This is a genomic window from Caballeronia sp. LjRoot31 (genome assembly GCF_964253885.1).
Taxonomy (GTDB): Bacteria; Pseudomonadota; Gammaproteobacteria; order Burkholderiales; family Burkholderiaceae; genus Caballeronia.
In genome coordinates, this window is sequence record NZ_CAXURX020000001.1 from 3879227 (window position 1) to 3896010 (window position 16784).

At 60.7% G+C, this 16784-nt stretch carries 17 protein-coding genes and 2 pseudogenes; 10 read left to right on the forward strand and 9 right to left on the reverse strand.

Annotated elements, in window-relative coordinates; all coding sequences use genetic code 11:
- The first annotated feature begins 48 nt into the window (after positions 1 to 48).
- The 3 genes from ACSQ8V_RS17360 (at position 49) to aqpZ (ending at position 3154) form a co-directional block, all read left to right on the forward strand.
- Positions 49 to 1467: a DUF2252 domain-containing protein gene (locus tag ACSQ8V_RS17360; RefSeq protein WP_436182920.1), complete on the forward strand. Its 1419-nt coding sequence runs from the start codon at positions 49 to 51 to the stop codon at positions 1465 to 1467.
- 45 nt (positions 1468 to 1512) lie between these two features.
- Positions 1513 to 1920, forward strand: a complete 408-nt coding sequence (locus ACSQ8V_RS17365) for an RT0821/Lpp0805 family surface protein (protein WP_436206440.1) — start codon at positions 1513 to 1515, stop codon at positions 1918 to 1920.
- Between the two features lie 493 nt (positions 1921 to 2413).
- Positions 2414 to 3154, forward strand: a complete 741-nt coding sequence (aqpZ, locus tag ACSQ8V_RS17370) for an aquaporin Z (RefSeq protein WP_436182922.1) — start codon at positions 2414 to 2416, stop codon at positions 3152 to 3154.
- A gap of 155 nt (positions 3155 to 3309) precedes the next feature.
- Here the strand turns inward: aqpZ and ACSQ8V_RS17375 are convergent, their stop codons facing one another.
- Positions 3310 to 3513, reverse strand: coding sequence for a cold-shock protein (locus ACSQ8V_RS17375; RefSeq protein ID WP_031362205.1), 204 nt, complete (start codon positions 3511 to 3513; stop codon positions 3310 to 3312).
- Positions 3514 to 3861: 348 nt separating this feature from the next.
- Between ACSQ8V_RS17375 and ACSQ8V_RS17380 the strand changes: the two genes are divergently transcribed.
- From ACSQ8V_RS17380 to ACSQ8V_RS17390, 3 genes and pseudogenes are all read left to right on the forward strand, one after another.
- Positions 3862 to 3990: a hypothetical protein gene (locus ACSQ8V_RS17380; RefSeq protein ID WP_436206441.1), complete on the forward strand. Its 129-nt coding sequence runs from the start codon at positions 3862 to 3864 to the stop codon at positions 3988 to 3990.
- 537 nt (positions 3991 to 4527) lie between these two features.
- Positions 4528 to 4719, forward strand: a complete 192-nt coding sequence (locus ACSQ8V_RS17385) for a hypothetical protein (RefSeq protein WP_436206442.1) — start codon at positions 4528 to 4530, stop codon at positions 4717 to 4719.
- Positions 4720 to 5021: 302 nt separating this feature from the next.
- Positions 5022 to 5402: pseudogene (locus ACSQ8V_RS17390) on the forward strand (autotransporter domain-containing protein); the annotation flags it as partial.
- Here the strand turns inward: ACSQ8V_RS17390 and ACSQ8V_RS17395 are convergent.
- Complete coding sequence (locus ACSQ8V_RS17395; protein WP_213768225.1) at positions 5312 to 5569, reverse strand: DUF6440 family protein; 258 nt, start codon at positions 5567 to 5569, stop codon at positions 5312 to 5314. The pseudogene ACSQ8V_RS17390 and the gene ACSQ8V_RS17395 overlap by 91 nt on opposite strands.
- 158 nt (positions 5570 to 5727) lie before the next feature.
- Positions 5728 to 6846: an aminotransferase class I/II-fold pyridoxal phosphate-dependent enzyme gene (locus ACSQ8V_RS17400; protein WP_436206443.1), complete on the reverse strand. Its 1119-nt coding sequence runs from the start codon at positions 6844 to 6846 to the stop codon at positions 5728 to 5730.
- A gap of 176 nt (positions 6847 to 7022) precedes the next feature.
- On the opposite strand from ACSQ8V_RS17400, the gene ACSQ8V_RS17405 reads away from it, so the two are divergent.
- The 3 genes from ACSQ8V_RS17405 (at position 7023) to ACSQ8V_RS17415 (ending at position 10584) form a co-directional block, all read left to right on the forward strand.
- Entirely contained in the window at positions 7023 to 7916 is an 894-nt protein-coding gene (locus ACSQ8V_RS17405) for a LysR family transcriptional regulator ArgP (protein ID WP_213768223.1), read from the forward strand.
- 136 nt (positions 7917 to 8052) lie between these two features.
- Positions 8053 to 9762, forward strand: a complete 1710-nt coding sequence (gene dhaK, locus ACSQ8V_RS17410) for a dihydroxyacetone kinase subunit DhaK (protein WP_436206444.1) — start codon at positions 8053 to 8055, stop codon at positions 9760 to 9762.
- A gap of 30 nt (positions 9763 to 9792) precedes the next feature.
- The gene (locus ACSQ8V_RS17415) at positions 9793 to 10584 is read left to right on the forward strand and encodes an SDR family NAD(P)-dependent oxidoreductase (protein WP_436206445.1); all 792 of its coding nucleotides are present in this window, start codon (positions 9793 to 9795) and stop codon (positions 10582 to 10584) included.
- 15 nt (positions 10585 to 10599) lie between these two features.
- Here the strand turns inward: ACSQ8V_RS17415 and ACSQ8V_RS17420 are convergent, their stop codons facing one another.
- The 3 genes from ACSQ8V_RS17420 to denD are packed head-to-tail and all read right to left on the reverse strand — an operon-like array spanning position 10600 to position 13870.
- Positions 10600 to 11499, reverse strand: a complete 900-nt coding sequence (locus tag ACSQ8V_RS17420; RefSeq protein WP_436206446.1) for an NAD(P)-dependent oxidoreductase — start codon at positions 11497 to 11499, stop codon at positions 10600 to 10602.
- Positions 11496 to 12863 carry an MFS transporter gene (locus tag ACSQ8V_RS17425; protein WP_436206447.1) on the reverse strand — a complete coding sequence of 456 codons (1368 nt, stop codon included), beginning with the start codon at positions 12861 to 12863 and terminating at the stop codon, positions 11496 to 11498. The genes ACSQ8V_RS17420 and ACSQ8V_RS17425 overlap by 4 nt, the downstream gene beginning before the upstream one ends.
- The gene (gene denD, locus ACSQ8V_RS17430; RefSeq protein WP_436206681.1) at positions 12860 to 13870 is read right to left on the reverse strand and encodes a D-erythronate dehydrogenase; all 1011 of its coding nucleotides are present in this window, start codon (positions 13868 to 13870) and stop codon (positions 12860 to 12862) included. Before denD ends, ACSQ8V_RS17425 begins: the two co-directional genes overlap by 4 nt.
- Positions 13871 to 14067: 197 nt before the next feature.
- Between denD and ACSQ8V_RS17435 the strand changes: the two genes are divergently transcribed.
- Positions 14068 to 14811: a Crp/Fnr family transcriptional regulator gene (locus ACSQ8V_RS17435; protein WP_213768218.1), complete on the forward strand. Its 744-nt coding sequence runs from the start codon at positions 14068 to 14070 to the stop codon at positions 14809 to 14811.
- 400 nt (positions 14812 to 15211) lie between these two features.
- Here the strand turns inward: ACSQ8V_RS17435 and ACSQ8V_RS17440 are convergent, their stop codons facing one another.
- The 3 genes and pseudogenes from ACSQ8V_RS17440 to ACSQ8V_RS17450 form a co-directional block, all read right to left on the reverse strand.
- Positions 15212 to 15766 (reverse strand): carboxymuconolactone decarboxylase family protein, encoded by a 555-nt coding sequence (locus ACSQ8V_RS17440; RefSeq protein ID WP_213768217.1) that lies wholly within the window; start codon positions 15764 to 15766, stop codon positions 15212 to 15214.
- Between the two features lie 21 nt (positions 15767 to 15787).
- A pseudogene (locus ACSQ8V_RS17445) lies at positions 15788 to 16100 on the reverse strand (hypothetical protein); the annotation flags it as partial.
- 11 nt (positions 16101 to 16111) lie between these two features.
- Positions 16112 to 16768: a TetR family transcriptional regulator gene (locus ACSQ8V_RS17450; protein WP_436206448.1), complete on the reverse strand. Its 657-nt coding sequence runs from the start codon at positions 16766 to 16768 to the stop codon at positions 16112 to 16114.
- Between the last annotated feature and the right edge of the window lie 16 nt (positions 16769 to 16784).

The following is a 16784-nucleotide window of genomic DNA, read 5'->3' on the forward strand; positions in this document are numbered from 1 at the left end:
CGTGTGTGTCCGATGCGTGACGTGAGCGACATAGGGGAGAGTAGATAGATGGCCGCTGAAAACAAGACAGCGTCGCGTATGGCCGCGGGCAAAGCGTACCGCGAGCACATGGCCCGTTCCGCACACGCCCGGATTGGAACGATCGACCGCGACCCGATCGAGCTGCTTGAGCAAAACAGCAAGGGACGCGTGGAACGGCTGGTCCCGCTCAGATACGGCCGGATGATGGCGTCGCCTTTTACGTTCTTCAGGGGCAGCGCGATCCTGCAGGCTAACGACCTTGGCAAGATATCGAATACGGGCCTGGTGATGCCCATCTGCGGCGATGCGCATCTGATGAACTTTGGCGGATTCGCGACGCCGGAACGCCAGCTCGTGTTCGACCTGAACGATTTCGATGAAGTCGCGCTTGGGCCCTGGGAATGGGATATCAAACGGCTGGCCGCAAGCTTCATGGTGGCCGCACGGCACATGCGCTTAAGCCGCCTGACAGGCGAGAGTCTGATCGAATCCCTGGTGACGCAGTATCAGACGCGCATGCAGGAATACGCACGATACAGCGCTCTGGAGCTTTGGTACGAGCGCATCACTTTCGACCGGATGCTCGAAACCGCCGTGACGCCGGAGCGCAGGCGCGCGTTGCGTAAAGGCATGGAAAAGGCCGCTAGCCGCACACATGACAGCATGCTTGAGAAGGTGGCGGAATTTAATGACGAGACCGACGCCTGGACTCTTCGCGACATGCCACCGGGCATGTTCCACGTACACGGCGCCAACACGCTGTTCGAAGCCGATGATGACTGGATCAAGCTGGGGAACTGGCAGGCGTTGATCAAGGGCATGTTTGCGCAGTATGTGAAAACGCTTAGCCACGACCGCCGCGCGCTTCTTAAACATTTCACTGCGCAGGACCTGGCGTTCAAGGTAGTGGGCGTTGGCAGCGTCGGGACTCGCTGCCTGGTTCTGTTGATGATGGATGAACTCGGAAAGCCGATGTTCCTGCAGATCAAGGAGGCACGGCCCTCCGTGATCGAACAGCATTTCGATGCCGAACGGCTCGACCATGCTGGCGAGCGTGTGGTGCGCGGCCAGCGGGTAATGCAGGCCGCCAGCGACATCTTCCTTGGCTGGGCGACCGGACCATCGGGACGCCATTTCTATTTCCGGCAACTGCGGGACATGAAGCTGTCGGCGAACATCGAATTATTCGATATCGACGTGCTGGAAGGTTACGCCCGGTTGTGCGGCTGGATACTCGCGCGTGCTCATGCAAAAGCGAGCGGCAAGGCTATCGAGATCAGCGCTTATCTGGGCCAGGGCACTCAATTCACCGAAGCGCTGGTCGCCTATTCAAAGAACTATGCGGATCAAGTTGAACGCGATTTCGACCTGTTCACACACGCCGTTCGAACCGGCCGGATAGTCGCCCGGACAGACGATGACATGGCCGCGGACTTCCATGTTTGAACGCCCCGGGAAGCCCGGCGGCAGCCCGTACTTTAAGGAAGCTTTATGCACATCCGATCATCGTCTTACGGCCGTATCGGCTGGCTTCGGTTAGCGGTTTACAGCGTATTCCTGGGCTATGCCGCAGGCTCCTACGCGGCCAACCTCGGCTTCCTGATGGACACGCCGATCAGTTATATGAAACAGCGCGATCTGCAGCAACTCAACCGCGCCGCGCGAACGGCCCTGGACTCGAAGCAGGACGGTGAAGCGCTTGACTGGAACAACAACGGCACTGGAAATCCGGTTCACGTGGAGGGCACCATCACGCCGCTCAATACGCGAAAGGACGGCGACCGGAGTTGCCGGACGGTTGCCATCGTCGCCAAGGCGAAAGGCCAGACGCAAACCTGGGCGCCGACTGCCTGCAAGGACGCCAGCCCGAATGGCAAATGGCAACTGCTTAAACAATAGGAAGCGTGATACGCCAAGATCCCTGGGCGCTTGGGCCGCTGAAAATTCACGCGTGGCGCAACGCTGAAGGGTCGGGTCCACGACTGCGGGACGGCACGCAGACGACAAAAGATCGGCGCGCCGGGCTGCTGATACTCAAACCCATTCCGTAACTGTGATGACATCGATTTTTAAAAACTTTGTCCTACACTGAATTCGTGTCCGAACGACCTCACCCGCGCGATTGAAGTGCGATTGAATCACGCAAAAAGCGTTGTTGTAGATGCACTGCACCACGCGTTTCCACAGGCAAGCCGTCTGCATCTACCGCTGCACATGCGTGCCCAGCGCGCGGGAAAGTCTTGCGGCAAGGGACGGCCAGACACATAACTCGAAGCAGAAACGCAAACAGGATCGACTATAAAAAAGCGGAGCTTTTCGTAAAGCGCAATTATCAGTTAGCGCGGTCTAACCACTTCGTATTGAAACCGTTACCAATCTTGGATGGCACATCATGCGATTACAACAACGTCTTGCTGCGGAAATGTTTGGCACGTTTTGGCTAGTACTTGGCGGTTGTGGCAGCGCAGTTCTCGCGGCCAAATTTCCCGGTACCGGAATTGGATTTGCAGGCGTCGCGCTCGCGTTCGGATTGACCGTCCTGACCATGGCCTACGCACTTGGACATATATCGGGTTGCCATTTGAATCCGGCCGTCAGCGTGGGCCTCACCGTTGCAGGCCGCTTTCCTGCCCGCGACCTGGCGCCTTATATTGTTGCGCAAGTTGTTGGCGCGACCATCGGGGCATTCGTGCTGTATCTGATTGCGTCCGGCGTGCCCGGATTCGACGCGGCTGCCAGCGGATTTGCATCGAATGGATACGGCGCGCGTTCACCCGGCGGTTATTCGATGACAGCCGCCCTGATCTGCGAAATCGTGATGACGTTTTTCTTCCTGATGGTCATTCTCGGTACCACCGACGGACGCGCCATCTCCGGTTTCGCGCCGCTGGCCATCGGGCTTTGCCTGACACTGATTCACCTGATATCCATTCCCGTAACGAATACCTCGGTCAATCCCGCACGCTCGACCGGACCCGCGCTGTTCGCCGGTGGCGCTGCGCTGGGACAACTCTGGCTTTTCTGGGTCGCGCCCATCATTGGCGCATGCATTGCGGGCGCCCTATATCCGCGGCTCTTTCCCGAGAAGGTCACGGCGGTTGCCCCGGCACCCCTGGCTATCGACGCACCCTGATACGGGGCTGATGGGGTGGGATGGGACCTGCTGCGACGCGATCCCCGGACAACGGGCGCTCATGGCGTCTGCGGCTTGTCCTCGTACCGTGCAAAAACGAATGGCCCGCCTAAGCGGGCCATTCGGTTCATGCAATCAAGCCGGGCTGTAACGAATTACAGCGGCTGGATGTTCGACGCTTGCAGACCCTTCGGGCCTTGCTTCGCTTCGTAGCTTACTTTCTGGTTTTCCTGCAGTGTCTTGAAGCCTTCCGAGCGGATCTCAGAGAAATGCGCAAAGAGGTCATCGCCACCGCCGTCCGGCGTGATGAAGCCAAAACCCTTCGCATCATTAAACCACTTCACAATACCTGTTGCCATTTGCTGATTTTCCTAGAAGAGACGTAATTCCGTTTGGTAGCGCCACCGGCCGTCAATCGGCCAAGCGTTGCAGACTCCTTTTACCACGCGAAAATGTCAGTCTGCAATTGGATTCTGCCCGATGTTTCCAAAACAAAGCTCCAAAAACCGTCACGTGCGCAGTCCGGAGATGCTTGGCGCCCACAATCCGGAAGGTCAGATAATAAATAAAACATTTGATAAGACAAAGGAAAAAATCTATTTTTAGCGGTCATCGAAGGTCCTGAGAGCGCCAGTCAACGAAAAAAATGCCGGGTATCGGCGTTTGCAGAGGCGGTTTTGTGTCGGAGGCGCTGTCAGGAACCGCTAATGCAGCATGCAGTTCGACTGGACCGCGGATTGGAAGAAGTGTCGTATGTACCGGTGCCGGCGTTCTTCCGGTTGCCCGTGGCCCTGGAAGATGGCGCGGGCGCGTTCGCCCGGGGCTGTCAGCGGTAGTAATTACTTCGACGGCGTGAAAATTGGCGCCGGGACACTCGCAGTCGGTGATATATCGCATTCAAGCGCGGCGCTCGGTTGCGATCCGTTTCGGTAGCTGTCGGGGTAAACCTTGGTGGGAAGCATGGCCGCAATGCCAGCGGCTCCAGAACGCTGCTGATCACGAGCATTGGCGGTACGGGTGCTGCGACCGGTCGCCGATGGCATACAGGTGATTCAAGCCGCCAATGGCGCCATTTCTGCCCTCGGCGCGATTTCGCTCCCCGCATCCATCCAGGTGGGCGCGTATTCATACTACCGGGCGAAGGGCGGCGTGACGGCCCGGACCAGCGAGCGCGGGTATTTGCGCAATTCCGTGGCGCGGCAACCCCCGTTGCGCCGACGCAACCCAGCGCTCCATCAGGTCGATCCCACGGGTACACCTGCTGGACCGTGGCCCGCCCCCCAAGGTCGCCTCATCCGGCTCGCCCGTTGGCACGCCGCCCGGCACACTGTCGACCGACCAGCGGCCCGATTGCTGCCGCGGGCACTCCGCCCTTGTCTACCCCGCCCCCACCCGGTTCCGCGCCCGATCCCTTGTATCGTCCGGAAGTGACGCTGTACGCCGCCATTCCGCTGATTCCCAGGAAAATCAGCATTCAGCAAATCGATACCCTCCACGACTGTCAAGGTGACGGGTCATTACCCACCGAGACCGGCGCGCTGCCGGCCGTGTGGGGACGCGTATGAGGCGGACATTCGGTAAGCCGCCTGGACGGCGCGGCGAACCCCGAGTTCGACGGCTCGATTTTCGGCGCGCAAGTAGGCCATGACCTTTACTCGGACGTGAGGGCGTCGGGTCATCGGAACCACTATGGTTTGTTCGTCTGCTTCACCCGGGCAGCCGGCGGTGTCGACGGCTTTGCTGGGGTTTTCCAATGTCGATGGCGGCCATCTGGCGGTGAACGCCTATAGCCTCGGCGGATACTCGACGCATGTCAGCTAGTCGGGCTGGTACGTGGATGCGGTGCTGATGGGATCGTCGATCACGGTGGCCGTTATCGAATCAGGCAACCGGCGCGGGAACGCACGGCACGGCGGTGGCGGGCTCCGTCGAAGGCCGCCTTCCCCATCACGCTGGGCGGGGCTTTGTCATCGAGCCGGAAGCGCAAATCATCTGGCAACACGTGTCCCTCAATGACTTCAACGTGACTTCAACGACGGCGTATCCCGCTTTTCGGTGCGGCGTCCGCGCTTGGCGACTTGCCTCGCTCGGGCTCATTTGCCATTTTCCATTTCCCGGCCGCGCGGTCGATCAAGACCTCGCAACGCTGCGCGTTGGCTATTGCTGCCCGAGTTTCGGCGCGTTGCAGTCGGGCGTGCCGTTACTCTTCAGAAGCGGCGTGATGCCCTGGCCTTCTGCAATCAGATAACGGCAGCCTGTTTCATGATCCGTTTCCATTTGGACGTTGATGTCCTCGGTGGTATCGCGAGTGAACCGCGGTGACGAGTAGGCACTCGAGGCCTGCTTCGGTTCAGCGTTCTGAGCATGTGCGCTGTATCCAACCAACGCTGCAAGCGATACAAGTAGCCACTTCATATTTTGCACTCCGTGATTTGCACGTCCGTGAGTCTTAGCGATATAGCACCTTAGTGTACGAGTGAATCGGCAAACGTAAAGCGCCAGTGCGCATCGGCACTAGCCCCGGAAGGGGAGAAGTCCACAAACCTAAGTCGGTCAGCGCCTCCCCGGCGGTCCTACTTCGTACCGCGCTCACGCAAATAGTTCTCGAATATTTTCAGGACCTCCGGCAAGTTTCTCCGTCCGAGGCCAATACGGAAATGCTCGTCGCCATGATCGAGCAGCGTGCTGGGAAGCAGAAGTACGCCTGCATATTCGAGGACTTCAGCACAGAAGCGCTCGGCTCCCCCGCGCCTCAGTCTAGGGAACGCGACCGTCCCTGCTGACGGCCGACGCCACTCCAGGATCTCTTGATGACGTTCGAAGAACGGATCGAGGATGGCCAGGTTATTCCTGACAATCGACGTATTGCGTTCGATCAACGCGCCCGTGTTACGCACCGCAATGGCCGCGAGATACTCGCTGGGCGCGCTATTGCAGATGGTCAGGTAGTCCTTGAACGCGCTCATGGCCGCGAGCACATCGCGATCCCGGGTGGCGACCCAGCCAACGCGCAGCCCCGCCAAACCATGCGACTTCGATAAAGCCCCAAGCGATATCGCTTTCTCATAGAGATCGCAGGCCGCCGGCAAACGAGCTGCGGGATCATGCTCCAGCCCTCGATAGACCTCGTCGCTGAATAGCCAGAGACCACGTCGCCGGCAGAACTCAACAACAGCTTCAAACCGCTCGCGCTCAGGCAGATAACCGGTCGGATTATGCGGAGCGCAGATCAGCAACGCTTTCGTTTCCGGCCTGACGAGCTTCTCCAACTCATCCGGATCCAGGGCCCAATTCTCCGATTCGCGTGCAAGCCACGGCGACACTGAAACACCCGCCGCTTCAGCGATCGAGTAGTGCGACTGATAACCAGGCATGTGGACGATCATATGGTCGCCCGCCTTGAGCATCGAATGGACGAACGAGAAAATCGCTTCCTGAGCGCCCGTGTGCACGATCAGGTTATCGATATGGATTGATTCGTACAACGTTGCAAGTTCTCGCCGAAGTTCAGGCGCACCGGGATATTCGGTGTAGCCCAGACGCAGGCTGCCAAGACCTTCCACAGAACCGGGTTCGAGTGCAAGCAAGTCCGCGATCGACATGGATTCCGGATCGGAGCTGCACAGCAGATAGCGGGCGGTGAATTCGTGAACAGCGAAATAACGCTCGAGTTGAAACGGCGATGGAGTCATGGCTTTTTCCGGGAGAGGATTCTGTCTTTGCAGCGGGTAGCGAGGCGCGCACGTGCGACAGCCAGCGCCCGGTCCGGCAAAAAAGGCCAGTGGACGGGCACTACCAACAGGCGTAGTCTGCCTTTCGTCGATGCTTAAAAGAAGCTAACTTTCCTAATGCGAGTTAAATTTTCCTAATGTTGGATTACGCCTTGCTCGATGCACTCGGAGCGGTCGTGCGCCTCGGCTCGTTCGATCGCGCCGCGCGGGAACTGAACGTGACGCCATCGGCCGTTTCACAGCGGGTGAAGCTGCTGGAGGAAAGAGTCGGAAGCGTGCTGGTGAAGCGCGGCCAGCCGTGTATTGCCACGCCTCCGGGCGCGCTGCTCTGCCGTCATATAGAACGCGTGCAGCGGCTCGAAACAGAACTCGGCGGGCAGATGCCAACCTTGCCGGGCATGATCGCCGGAAAGTGGCCGACATTTCGCATGGCGGTCAACGACGACAGCGTGGGCACCTGGTTCATCGATGCCATCTCCGGCTTCTGCGCCGAACGGGAAATGCTGCTGGATCTGGTTATCGAAGATCAGGAATACACGGCGCAACAACTCCGCGACGGCAGCGTGCAAGGGGCGGTCACCACGCAAGCCGAGCCGGTGCAGGGATGCCGTTCGACCAAGCTGGGGCGCATGCGTTACCTGCCGGTTTGCTCGCCGGCGTACTTTGACCGGCACTTCAGCGCAGGGGTCACGCGGGATGCGCTGCGTCACGCGCCGCGCGTCGACTTCAGTCCGAAGGATCAGATGCAAAAGCGCTTCATGCGGCGGATCACGCGGGCGGATCTCGATCCGCCGCGCCATCTGATTCCACACGTTGCGGGCTATCTGCGGGCGTGCCTGTCTGGAATGGCGTGGGGCATGTGTCCCACGCAGATGATCGGGCCGGCGCTCGCGTCGGGCGAGCTGGTTGAAATGGTGCCGGGCGCGCATATCGATGTCGATCTGTATTGGCAGAGCTGGCGGCTGTCCATCGGCTGGCTCGATGACTTCAGGGCCATGCTCCAGCAACGCGCGGCCGAGTTTCTCGACTGACATGCGTGACTGACAAGCGCGATGTAAGAGCGATTGAAGAACGCAAAAGCGCGATGCAGTCGGGCCATCTATCATGTCTCCCAACCGCACAGGGCTCGTACCGAAGAGCCAGCGGCTTCAAAGAAGGATGGCTGACATGAAAAAGCTCATCAACGACGTCTCCGAAGTCGTGCCCGACATGCTCGACGGACTCGCCGCGCTCAACCCGGGCTTGTCGTTGCTGCAGGGCAGCACGATCATCGTGCGCGCCGATGCCGAGGCGGCGGCAGCACGCGGCGAAGTGGCCCTGATCTCCGGCGGCGGCTCGGGGCACGAACCCGCGCACGGCGGTTACGTGGGTCCCGGCATGCTCAGCGCGGCGGTCGCCGGCGAGGTCTTCACGTCGCCCTCGACCGATGCCGTCCTCGATGCCATCCGGGCTGTAGCCGGTCCCGCAGGCGTGCTTCTCATCGTCAAGAACTACACGGGCGACCGGTTCAATTTCGGCCTTGCCGCGGAGATCGCGCGGGCCGAGGGCATTGCGGTGGACATGGTGATCGTCGCCGACGATGTCGCTCTTTCCGCACACGGCGAACACGCCGGCCGGCGCGGTCTCGCCGGGACCGTGTTCGTGCACAAGGTCGCGGGCGCCGCTGCGGCCGAGGGGCGGCCGCTCAGCGAAGTCGCGCAGATTGCGCGCGACACGGCGGCATCGCTTGGCACCATGGGCGTGGCCCTTACGCCATGCACGGTGCCGGCCGCTGGCAAGCCGGGTTTCCAGCTCGCCGACGATGAAATCGAATGGGGTCTCGGCATTCATGGCGAGCCCGGCGTGGAGCGTGGAGCGCTTGAACCGGCCGCGCAGATTGTCGGGCGCCTGCTCGCGAAGATCATCGGCGATCTTGCATTGAAGCCCGATGACCGCGTCGCGTTGCTCGTGAACAACCTGGGCGGCACGCCGTCGAGCGAACTGAGCATTGTTGCGGGATCGGCGCTGCGCACCCTTCGCGAATATCGGGTCCAGGTCGAGCGGGCATGGTCGGGTACATTCCTCAGCGCGCTCGATATGGCCGGCATTTCCCTCACGTTATTGCGCGTGGACGATCAACGGCTCGCATGGCTCGACGCGGCTGCGCAGACCACAGCATGGCCCGCGTTGAGCGGCCGCGTCGCGCAGGCATCGGTTAAGCCCGCGCCTGTCGCGCCAGTCATCGCTAGCGGCGCACGACTCTCGCGTGACTCGTCGTTGCGACGGGTTATCGAAGCGGTATGCGCGTGCCTTCTCGAAGCCGAACCGGTCCTGACCGACATGGATCAGCGCGTGGGCGACGGCGATCTCGGCATCAGCCTGTCACGGGCGGCCCGCAGCATCCTTCACGAGATCGATACCTATCCCTCGGAGAACACACCGGGAGCCGTGCTGCGGACCATGTCCGCCACAATCCGGCGCGTGGTCGGTGGCACATCGGGGCCGCTCTACGCGGTTATGCTGTTGCGCGCGGCAGCGGTTATCGAACAGTCTGGCGAGTCTGCTGCCAAGGATTGGTCAGCGGCGTTCACTGCGGCTGTCGATGGCGTGACGGCGCTGGGTGGCGCACATCCCGGCGATCGAACCATGGTCGATGCGCTGTATCCGGCGGCCGTCGCACTGCAAAGCACGCTCGCGACATCAGGTGGTATCGATACGGACGAAGCATTGAAAGCAGCCGTCGATGCAGCGACATCAGGCGCAGCGCAAACGGCATTGATGACACCGCGGCTCGGACGTTCCAGTTACGTGGGCGATCGTGCGCTGGGTTTTGCCGATCCCGGCGCACACGCGGTCGGATTGTGGCTTGCCGCGATTCGAAGCGCGTTGAACACTTGAACTTAAGCAACTAAAAAGGAGACGATAAAAATGGATCTGAATCTGCGCGGCAAGGTTGTCGTATTGACGGGCGCGAGCGTAGGCATCGGGCTCGCTGTAGCGGAGGCCTTCGCGGCGGAAGGCGCGAACCTGCTGCTCGCGGCGCGGCAGGAAGAACGGCTGACGGAGGCTGCTGCGCGCATCGCGCGGGAGTTCGGCGTATCGGCGGTGCCGGTCGCTTGCGACGTCGCCACCGCCGCAGGCGTCGACAAGATCGTTGCTGCTGCGAGCACGAATTTCGGCGGCGCCGATATCCTCTTCAACAACGCCGGTACGGGCAGCAACGAGACCATCATGGATGCGCCCGACGAGAAGTGGCAGTCCTATTGGGACCTTCATGTGATGGCGGCCGTGCGCCTCGCGCGCGGTCTCGTACCGTTGATGAAAGCGCGTGGCGGTGGCGCGATCCTGAACAATGCGTCGATCTGCGCGACGCAGCCGCTCGGCTACGAGCCCATCTACAACGTGACGAAAGCCGCGTTGATGATGCTGTCGAAGAATCTGGCGAACGAGTTGATCAAGGACAATATCCGCGTCAACACGATCAATCCGGGGCTTGTGCTGACACCCGACTGGATCAAGACGGCCAAGGAACTGACGCGCGATTCGGGCGGCGACTGGGAAGCGCATTTGCAACACGTCGCAGACGAACACGCGCCCATTCGCCGTTTCGCTACCCCCGCCGAGCTGGCGAGCTTTATCGTTTTCCTATGCTCGGAGCGTGCGAGCTATAGCGTGGGATCGACTTATTTCGTCGATGGCGGGATGCTTAAGACGGTCTGAAACTCGCCCATGCGCTCAACCGTCTTTACGGCTTAACGACAAGTTGTTCTCCCGCCGAATCTCGCGAATGAGCGCGCTATGGTCGAGATCGCCGTCGCCGTGATCGACCATTGAAGCGAACAGCGCATCCACAACATGCGCCACCGGCAACTCCAGCCCGAGGGACCGCGCCCGCGCCAACGCGGTACGCGTGTCCTTCAACTGATACTTTGCGGCACCACCGGGCGCGAACGTTTCGTCGATCATGCGTTGGCCGTGCTTGCGCAGGATCGGCGAATCGGCGAAGCCACCGGCAAGCGCCTCGATAACCTTCGCAGGGTCCGCACCGCCACGCTCGGCAAACAACAACGCTTCGGCCACGGCAGCGATCGTGTTCGCCACGATCAACTGATTCGCAAGCTTCGTCTGCTGCCCTGTTCCGGCGGGGCCAACGCGCACCGGGCGACCCATTGCGCCAAGCAGTTCGCGCGCCGCCTCGAAGGTATCCAGTTCGCCGCCGGCCATGATCGCGAGCGTTGCATCGATCGCGCCTTGCTGGCCGCCCGATACCGGCGCGTCGAGATAACCCAAACCCCGCTCGGCGCTCGTTCGCGACTGTTCGACGGCGGTCTCCACGGGAATCGAACTCATCACGATCACCGTCGCGCCGGCGCTGAGCGCAGCCAGGACAGTCTTGTCGTGGAATACCACGGCGTCGCAGGTCGGACCATCGCTCAGCATGCAGATCAGCACGTTCGCGCCTTGAGCGGCGTCTGCTGGCGTGTCGCAAACCACGGCCCCTTTTTCAGCGAGCGCGGAAGCCTTCTCCTTCGAGCGATTCCAGGCTCGCACGCCATACCCGGCCGCCAGCACGTTACGCGCCATCGGCTCGCCCATCAGGCCGGTCCCTAGAAATGCAATCACCTCGTCCTTCATGCGTCACCTCGCTGTTCGGTAGTCACTATCGGCATGGTCGCCGATCCGGGACGGCGCGGCAACAACAGCGCGCCCACCCCGCCCGTACCGACCAGCGCGGCGATCAGCAGGAAGCCCGGCGTATAGCTGCCGGTCGCCGTCTTGATCAGTCCAATGAGGTACGGACCTGCAAAACCGCTCAGGTTGCCGACTGAATTGATCAGTCCAATACCCGCTGCCGCGCCCACGCCCGTGAGTACCTGACCCGGGATAGCCCAGAACGTAATGACCGCGCTATAGACCCCGATTGCGAGCAGGATGAATCCCACGATAGTCGCCAGCGGATGGTCCACAACGAGCGCAATCGCGATGGATACCGCGGCCAGAAGTGCAGCGCTGGCCACGTGAACATAGCGCTCCTGCTTGCGGTCCGAGCGCCTGCTCCAATAGAACATCGCAACGCCGGCAAGCGCGTACGGGATCGCTGTAATCAGGCCGTTTTGCAGCAGTCCGAGCTTGATCCCAAACGATTCCTGAAACGACTGGAGCACGCTGGGGAAGAAGAAGTTCATCGCGTTCGAGCCGGATGTGATGCCAAAGTAAGTCAATGCCATCGCCCAGACGACGCGGTTTTTCAGCACTGTCCGGATCTGCGCGCCGTGGCTCATGCCTTTGCCCACGGCAAGCGGTTTCGCGGCTTCCTCGGCCGCGAGTGTACGCATAAGCCAATTGCGTTGTTCGTCGGTGAGCCAGCGCGCCTCCGACGGCCTATCACTCAGATAAAACCAGCAGACCACACCCAGCAAGATTGCCGGCAGCCCTTCGAGCACATACATCAGCCGCCAACCCGTCACGCCGATATGTTCGCCAAGCTCGATCAGGCTGACGCTCAGCGGAGCGCCGATCACCTGGGAGATCGGCACGCCGAGATAGAAACCCGCGATCACCTGCGCGCGGTACCGCGCGGGAAACCACAACGAGAGCAGATAGATGACGCCGGGAAAGAACCCCGCTTCAGCGACCCCGAGCAGCGCCCGCAGCACGACAAAATGCACGGGCGTTTGCAGCATTCCCATCACGCTCGCCACGATGCCCCACGTCACCATGATCCGCGCGATCCAGAGGCGCGCGCCGTATCGATGCATGAAAATGTTGCTCGGCACTTCGAAAATAAAATAGCCGAGAAAGAAGATGCCCGCGCCGAAACCATACAAAGTCTGACTGATGCCAATGTCCTGGTTCATTCGCAACGCAGCGAAACCTACGTTGGTCCGATCGAGAAAAGCAACGATAAAAAGCAGCGCCAGAAACGGGATCAACCTGCGCTTCACGCGGCTGATCGTCTGCTTTTCCAGATCCGAAACTGGCGTGGATAGTGTGCTCATGCGCCCACTCCTCGCGGGTCAACCGTACGCGCGACGGGGACAGTTTCGTCCTCGATATGCGCTTTTACGATGGCATCGAAGTCCGGATCGGCATGAAAACCCAGCGCGCTCGCACGCGTGGCTTCGACATGCGTCGGCCAGCTTTCCACAATGCGCTGCACCTGAGCATCCGGCACCCAATCGATCAACTCGATCGCCGCCACACCGCCCGCGCGGGCCAGCGATTCCACCATCCCGGCAACGCTGACCGTCAGCCCCGGTAATGGCAGCGTGCGCTCGGCGCCGATGGTGGCATCGGCGAGATGCATCGCGCGCAGCATGGCGTCGAGTGCGCGACGCGGCGACGAGATATACACAACCGTGTCGGGCTTCACCGGACACACCGCGCGCTGACCGTTGAGCGGCTCGCGGATGATCGAACTGACGAAGGTCGACGCGGCCTTGTTGGGTTTGCCCGGACGAACCGTGATGGTTGGCAGGCGCAACGTGCGGCCATCGATAAAACCCCGGCGGCTGTAGTCGGCCACCAGCAATTCGCCGACCGCCTTCTGCATGCCATACGACGATTTGGGCGTAGGCGCGGTTGCATCGGTGACGACAGGCGGCAGTTCTCCGCCGAACACCGCGAAGCCGCTTGCATAGACCAGACGCGTGCGCGTGTTGCGCTCGCGCAATGCTTCGAGCAGGTTCAGCAGGCCGTACAAATTCACCTGCATGCCGAGATCGAAATCGGCCTCGGCCGCCGAACTGACGACCGCGGCGAGATGCCAGACGAGATCGACATCGCGCGTGATCTCCGCGACGGTCTCGCGGTCGTCGATATCGCCAATGCGGACTTCAATGCGGGCATCGCTGGGTACGTCTTCGCCGGGGAAGGCGTCGAATAGAATGATCTTGCCAATCTCTCGGGGCGCTTCGCCCTCCAACTGGAACGTGCCTGCATCGAGCAAGTGACGCGCAATCCGCTTGCCGATAAAACCAGTTCCGCCGGTGATCAGGATACGCAGGGGTGAATGTGATGGCACAGGAACGTCCTCCATTGGATGAGCCGCCCGGCGTACACCGGACCCGCTCTGTCTCGTCTAACCTTTTTTGGGCGGCCGAGCCGGTTTCTCCCGGTGCCGTTAAGCTGTCGTCAGACGCGAAGCATCGCGTCGTGTGAACACGTTTATAACCGCACTTCGTCGAATAAAGTGTCGCCTACATGACAGTCTCCCAATTCCCTGAGAACGGCGGCGAGCGTCCGTGGACCAACGCGGATACGCTTGCCCGACTGCGCTCATGCGTCCGCAAGGACCCGGTTCTCGCGGCGCTGCCTCTGGAGGAGATCGACTGGATGGTCGAGCGTGGGTCGGTTCGCCAACTCGACGCCGGCGACGCTATTCACAGCAAACACGCGCCGTCCGATTCGCTGTATCGCGTGCTGTCCGGGGCGGTGCGGATCAGCTCGGTGTCGGCGGAAGGACGCGAGGCAATCTTCAATTACTACGGGCGGGATGAATGGTTCGGGCAGATTGGATTGATCGATGGCGGTCCGCGCACGCATGACATCCGCGCTTGCGGACCGTGCGTGTTGTTGACGCTCGCAAGACGCGATGTTGAGGCGCTGCTGGGGCGGCGTCCGGCTTTGTATCGGGAATTTGCGCTGCTGTTGTGCGCGGTGATTCGATATTCGTTCGCGCTGGTCGAGGATCACGCGTTGCTGAGTTTGTCGGCGCGGCTCGCGAAGCATCTTGTGACGCTGGTGGATGCGTATGGGGCAGATCATCCGGCGGGACGGATTATCGACCTGCATTTGCCGCAGGAAGACTTGAGCATGCTGCTGGGCAGTAGCCGGCAGACGATGAATCGCAAGCTCGCCGAGTGGTCACGGCTGGGGTGGATCAAGGTGCAGTACAGCCAGATCGTGGTGGTGAACCGCGAAGCCCTCGTGCAGCTTTATGAGTGAGCCGATGTTGGTGGCGCGCCGTTGCTTGCTGCACGCAAAGCTCTGGATAACTCCGGCATAACTCGGTGAAGAGCTGTGGGTGGAATCTTGATAACTCGAGTACCGAGCATCAAACGCCAGAAGTTATCCTTCGGCCACCGTCGCACTCCCCACTTGGTACGCGAGTTACCTTTTCGCTAGAGCGTTGATCCGAAGGGAGATTGATCGCTTATCCACAGAAACGGTCGATGCTTGTTAACTATTACTATGTATACATATCAATCCATTAAAAACCATAAGGCATGGACGCGCATCGCGGGTTGATGCTGCCTTTTTTGTGAGCGCTGGGTCCGAATGTGACGACGCGTAGCACGTAAAAAAAGCCACCTTCGAAGTAAGGTGGCTTTTTAATCACGGTTCGTTATTCCGGGAACGGTAGTGTGGTCTGCCCTTCGGCGCGCATGCCGAACGTGTTCAGGGTCATCGCGACCAACACGTAGTAACCGAGCAATCCGACCAGATTGATGACGACCACATGCTCGAAGCGTGCGACGGCTGCTGCAAACGTTTTATCGGACACTCGACGGGTCTCGTATAGCTCAGTGGCAAACTCATAGATGAGCGCGTCGTCGGCGTCATCGAACGATGGCCGCTCGCCTCGGTGGATGGCGTCGGCAACTGCCTTCGGAACGCCTGCATCCAACGCGATGGGATAGTGAATGAACCACTCCCCTTGCGATTGCCATCGCGCGGCGGTGACGAGAATTGCCAGCTCAGACAAGCGCAGTGACAAGCCCGTCTTGTATCGACAAAACGCGCCAAGCCGCTGAGCGTGGTCAGCCAGTTCCGGACTATGAATCCATCCGAGGAACGGGCCGTTCAAGTTGCCGCGTGGACCGTTCAGGATGCTTTGAAGAACCGTTTTTTGTTCGTCGGTGGCGTTGGCGATATCGAAATTCGGAAGGCGATGGGTCATGGGTTGTCCAGAGTTTGATTGTCACTTAGCGATCGCCCGGTGCGCCGATTTGCGGTTAATGCGCTGTCTATGGCGTCGGGTGCCGATTTGTCCGGCCGTCGCGATGAACGGTGGCGTCAGAAGCACGTGGTCTCCTGCCGCGCCGTCACTGTACCGTGCATCGGATAGATCATCTGGCCGCGCTTCATCGCTTCGGCTTTTACTATTGCGCGTAACTTCTCATCCGCGACGACCCGCTGGACCTACAGCGCCGCCGCGCAAGCTATAGCGCGCCCATGCAGGAAGAAACCGGAGCCGTTGACAATGGTGTGTAGATCTCGTCGCTGACCGGCGTCACGCGCCAAGTCATTCGAGCGAATGCGTATCGCCGCACCTTCGCCGCAACGAAGGCGAATCCGCCAGCATGCCGATGCACACATCCGCCAGATACTCAGCATCGCGCGGCAATACGATCGAATCCTGCTCCAGCAGCCAGTCTCGCAAGACCCCGCCGAGGAACGCATGCACAACGCTTGACGCGCGAGCCGTATCCAGGTCGGGCGGCAACTGCCCTCGTGCGATGGCGTTACGCAAAGCAAGCTCAAGCTGCTTTCTTCCATCTCGGGCGGCGTTGCGCTGTCGATCAAACACAAGATCCATGTCACGCGTGTGCTCACACTTCGTGAACAGCACTTCGAACACGCGGCGGCTGTGTGGCTCTACTGCGGCCTTGCCGAGGCAGAACACCAGCAGTTGCCGTATCCTGCCTAGCGGATCGGGCTCGCCGGCATCAACCGATGCTGCGACCAGCATTTCCATTGGCAGCATGACCCGGTTCGTCATGGCGACGAATAGCGCGCCCTTGTTGCGAAAGTGTCCGTAAATCGCGCCGCGCGTGAACCCAGCCCGCACCGCGACCTCCTCCAGCGTCGTATGGGCGACGCCATGCTCGGCGAAGACCCGCTCGGCGGCGTCGAGAATCTGATTGCGCGTCTCCAGCGCCTGTTGCCGTGTGTTTTTCATCGGTTGCTGCGGCGGT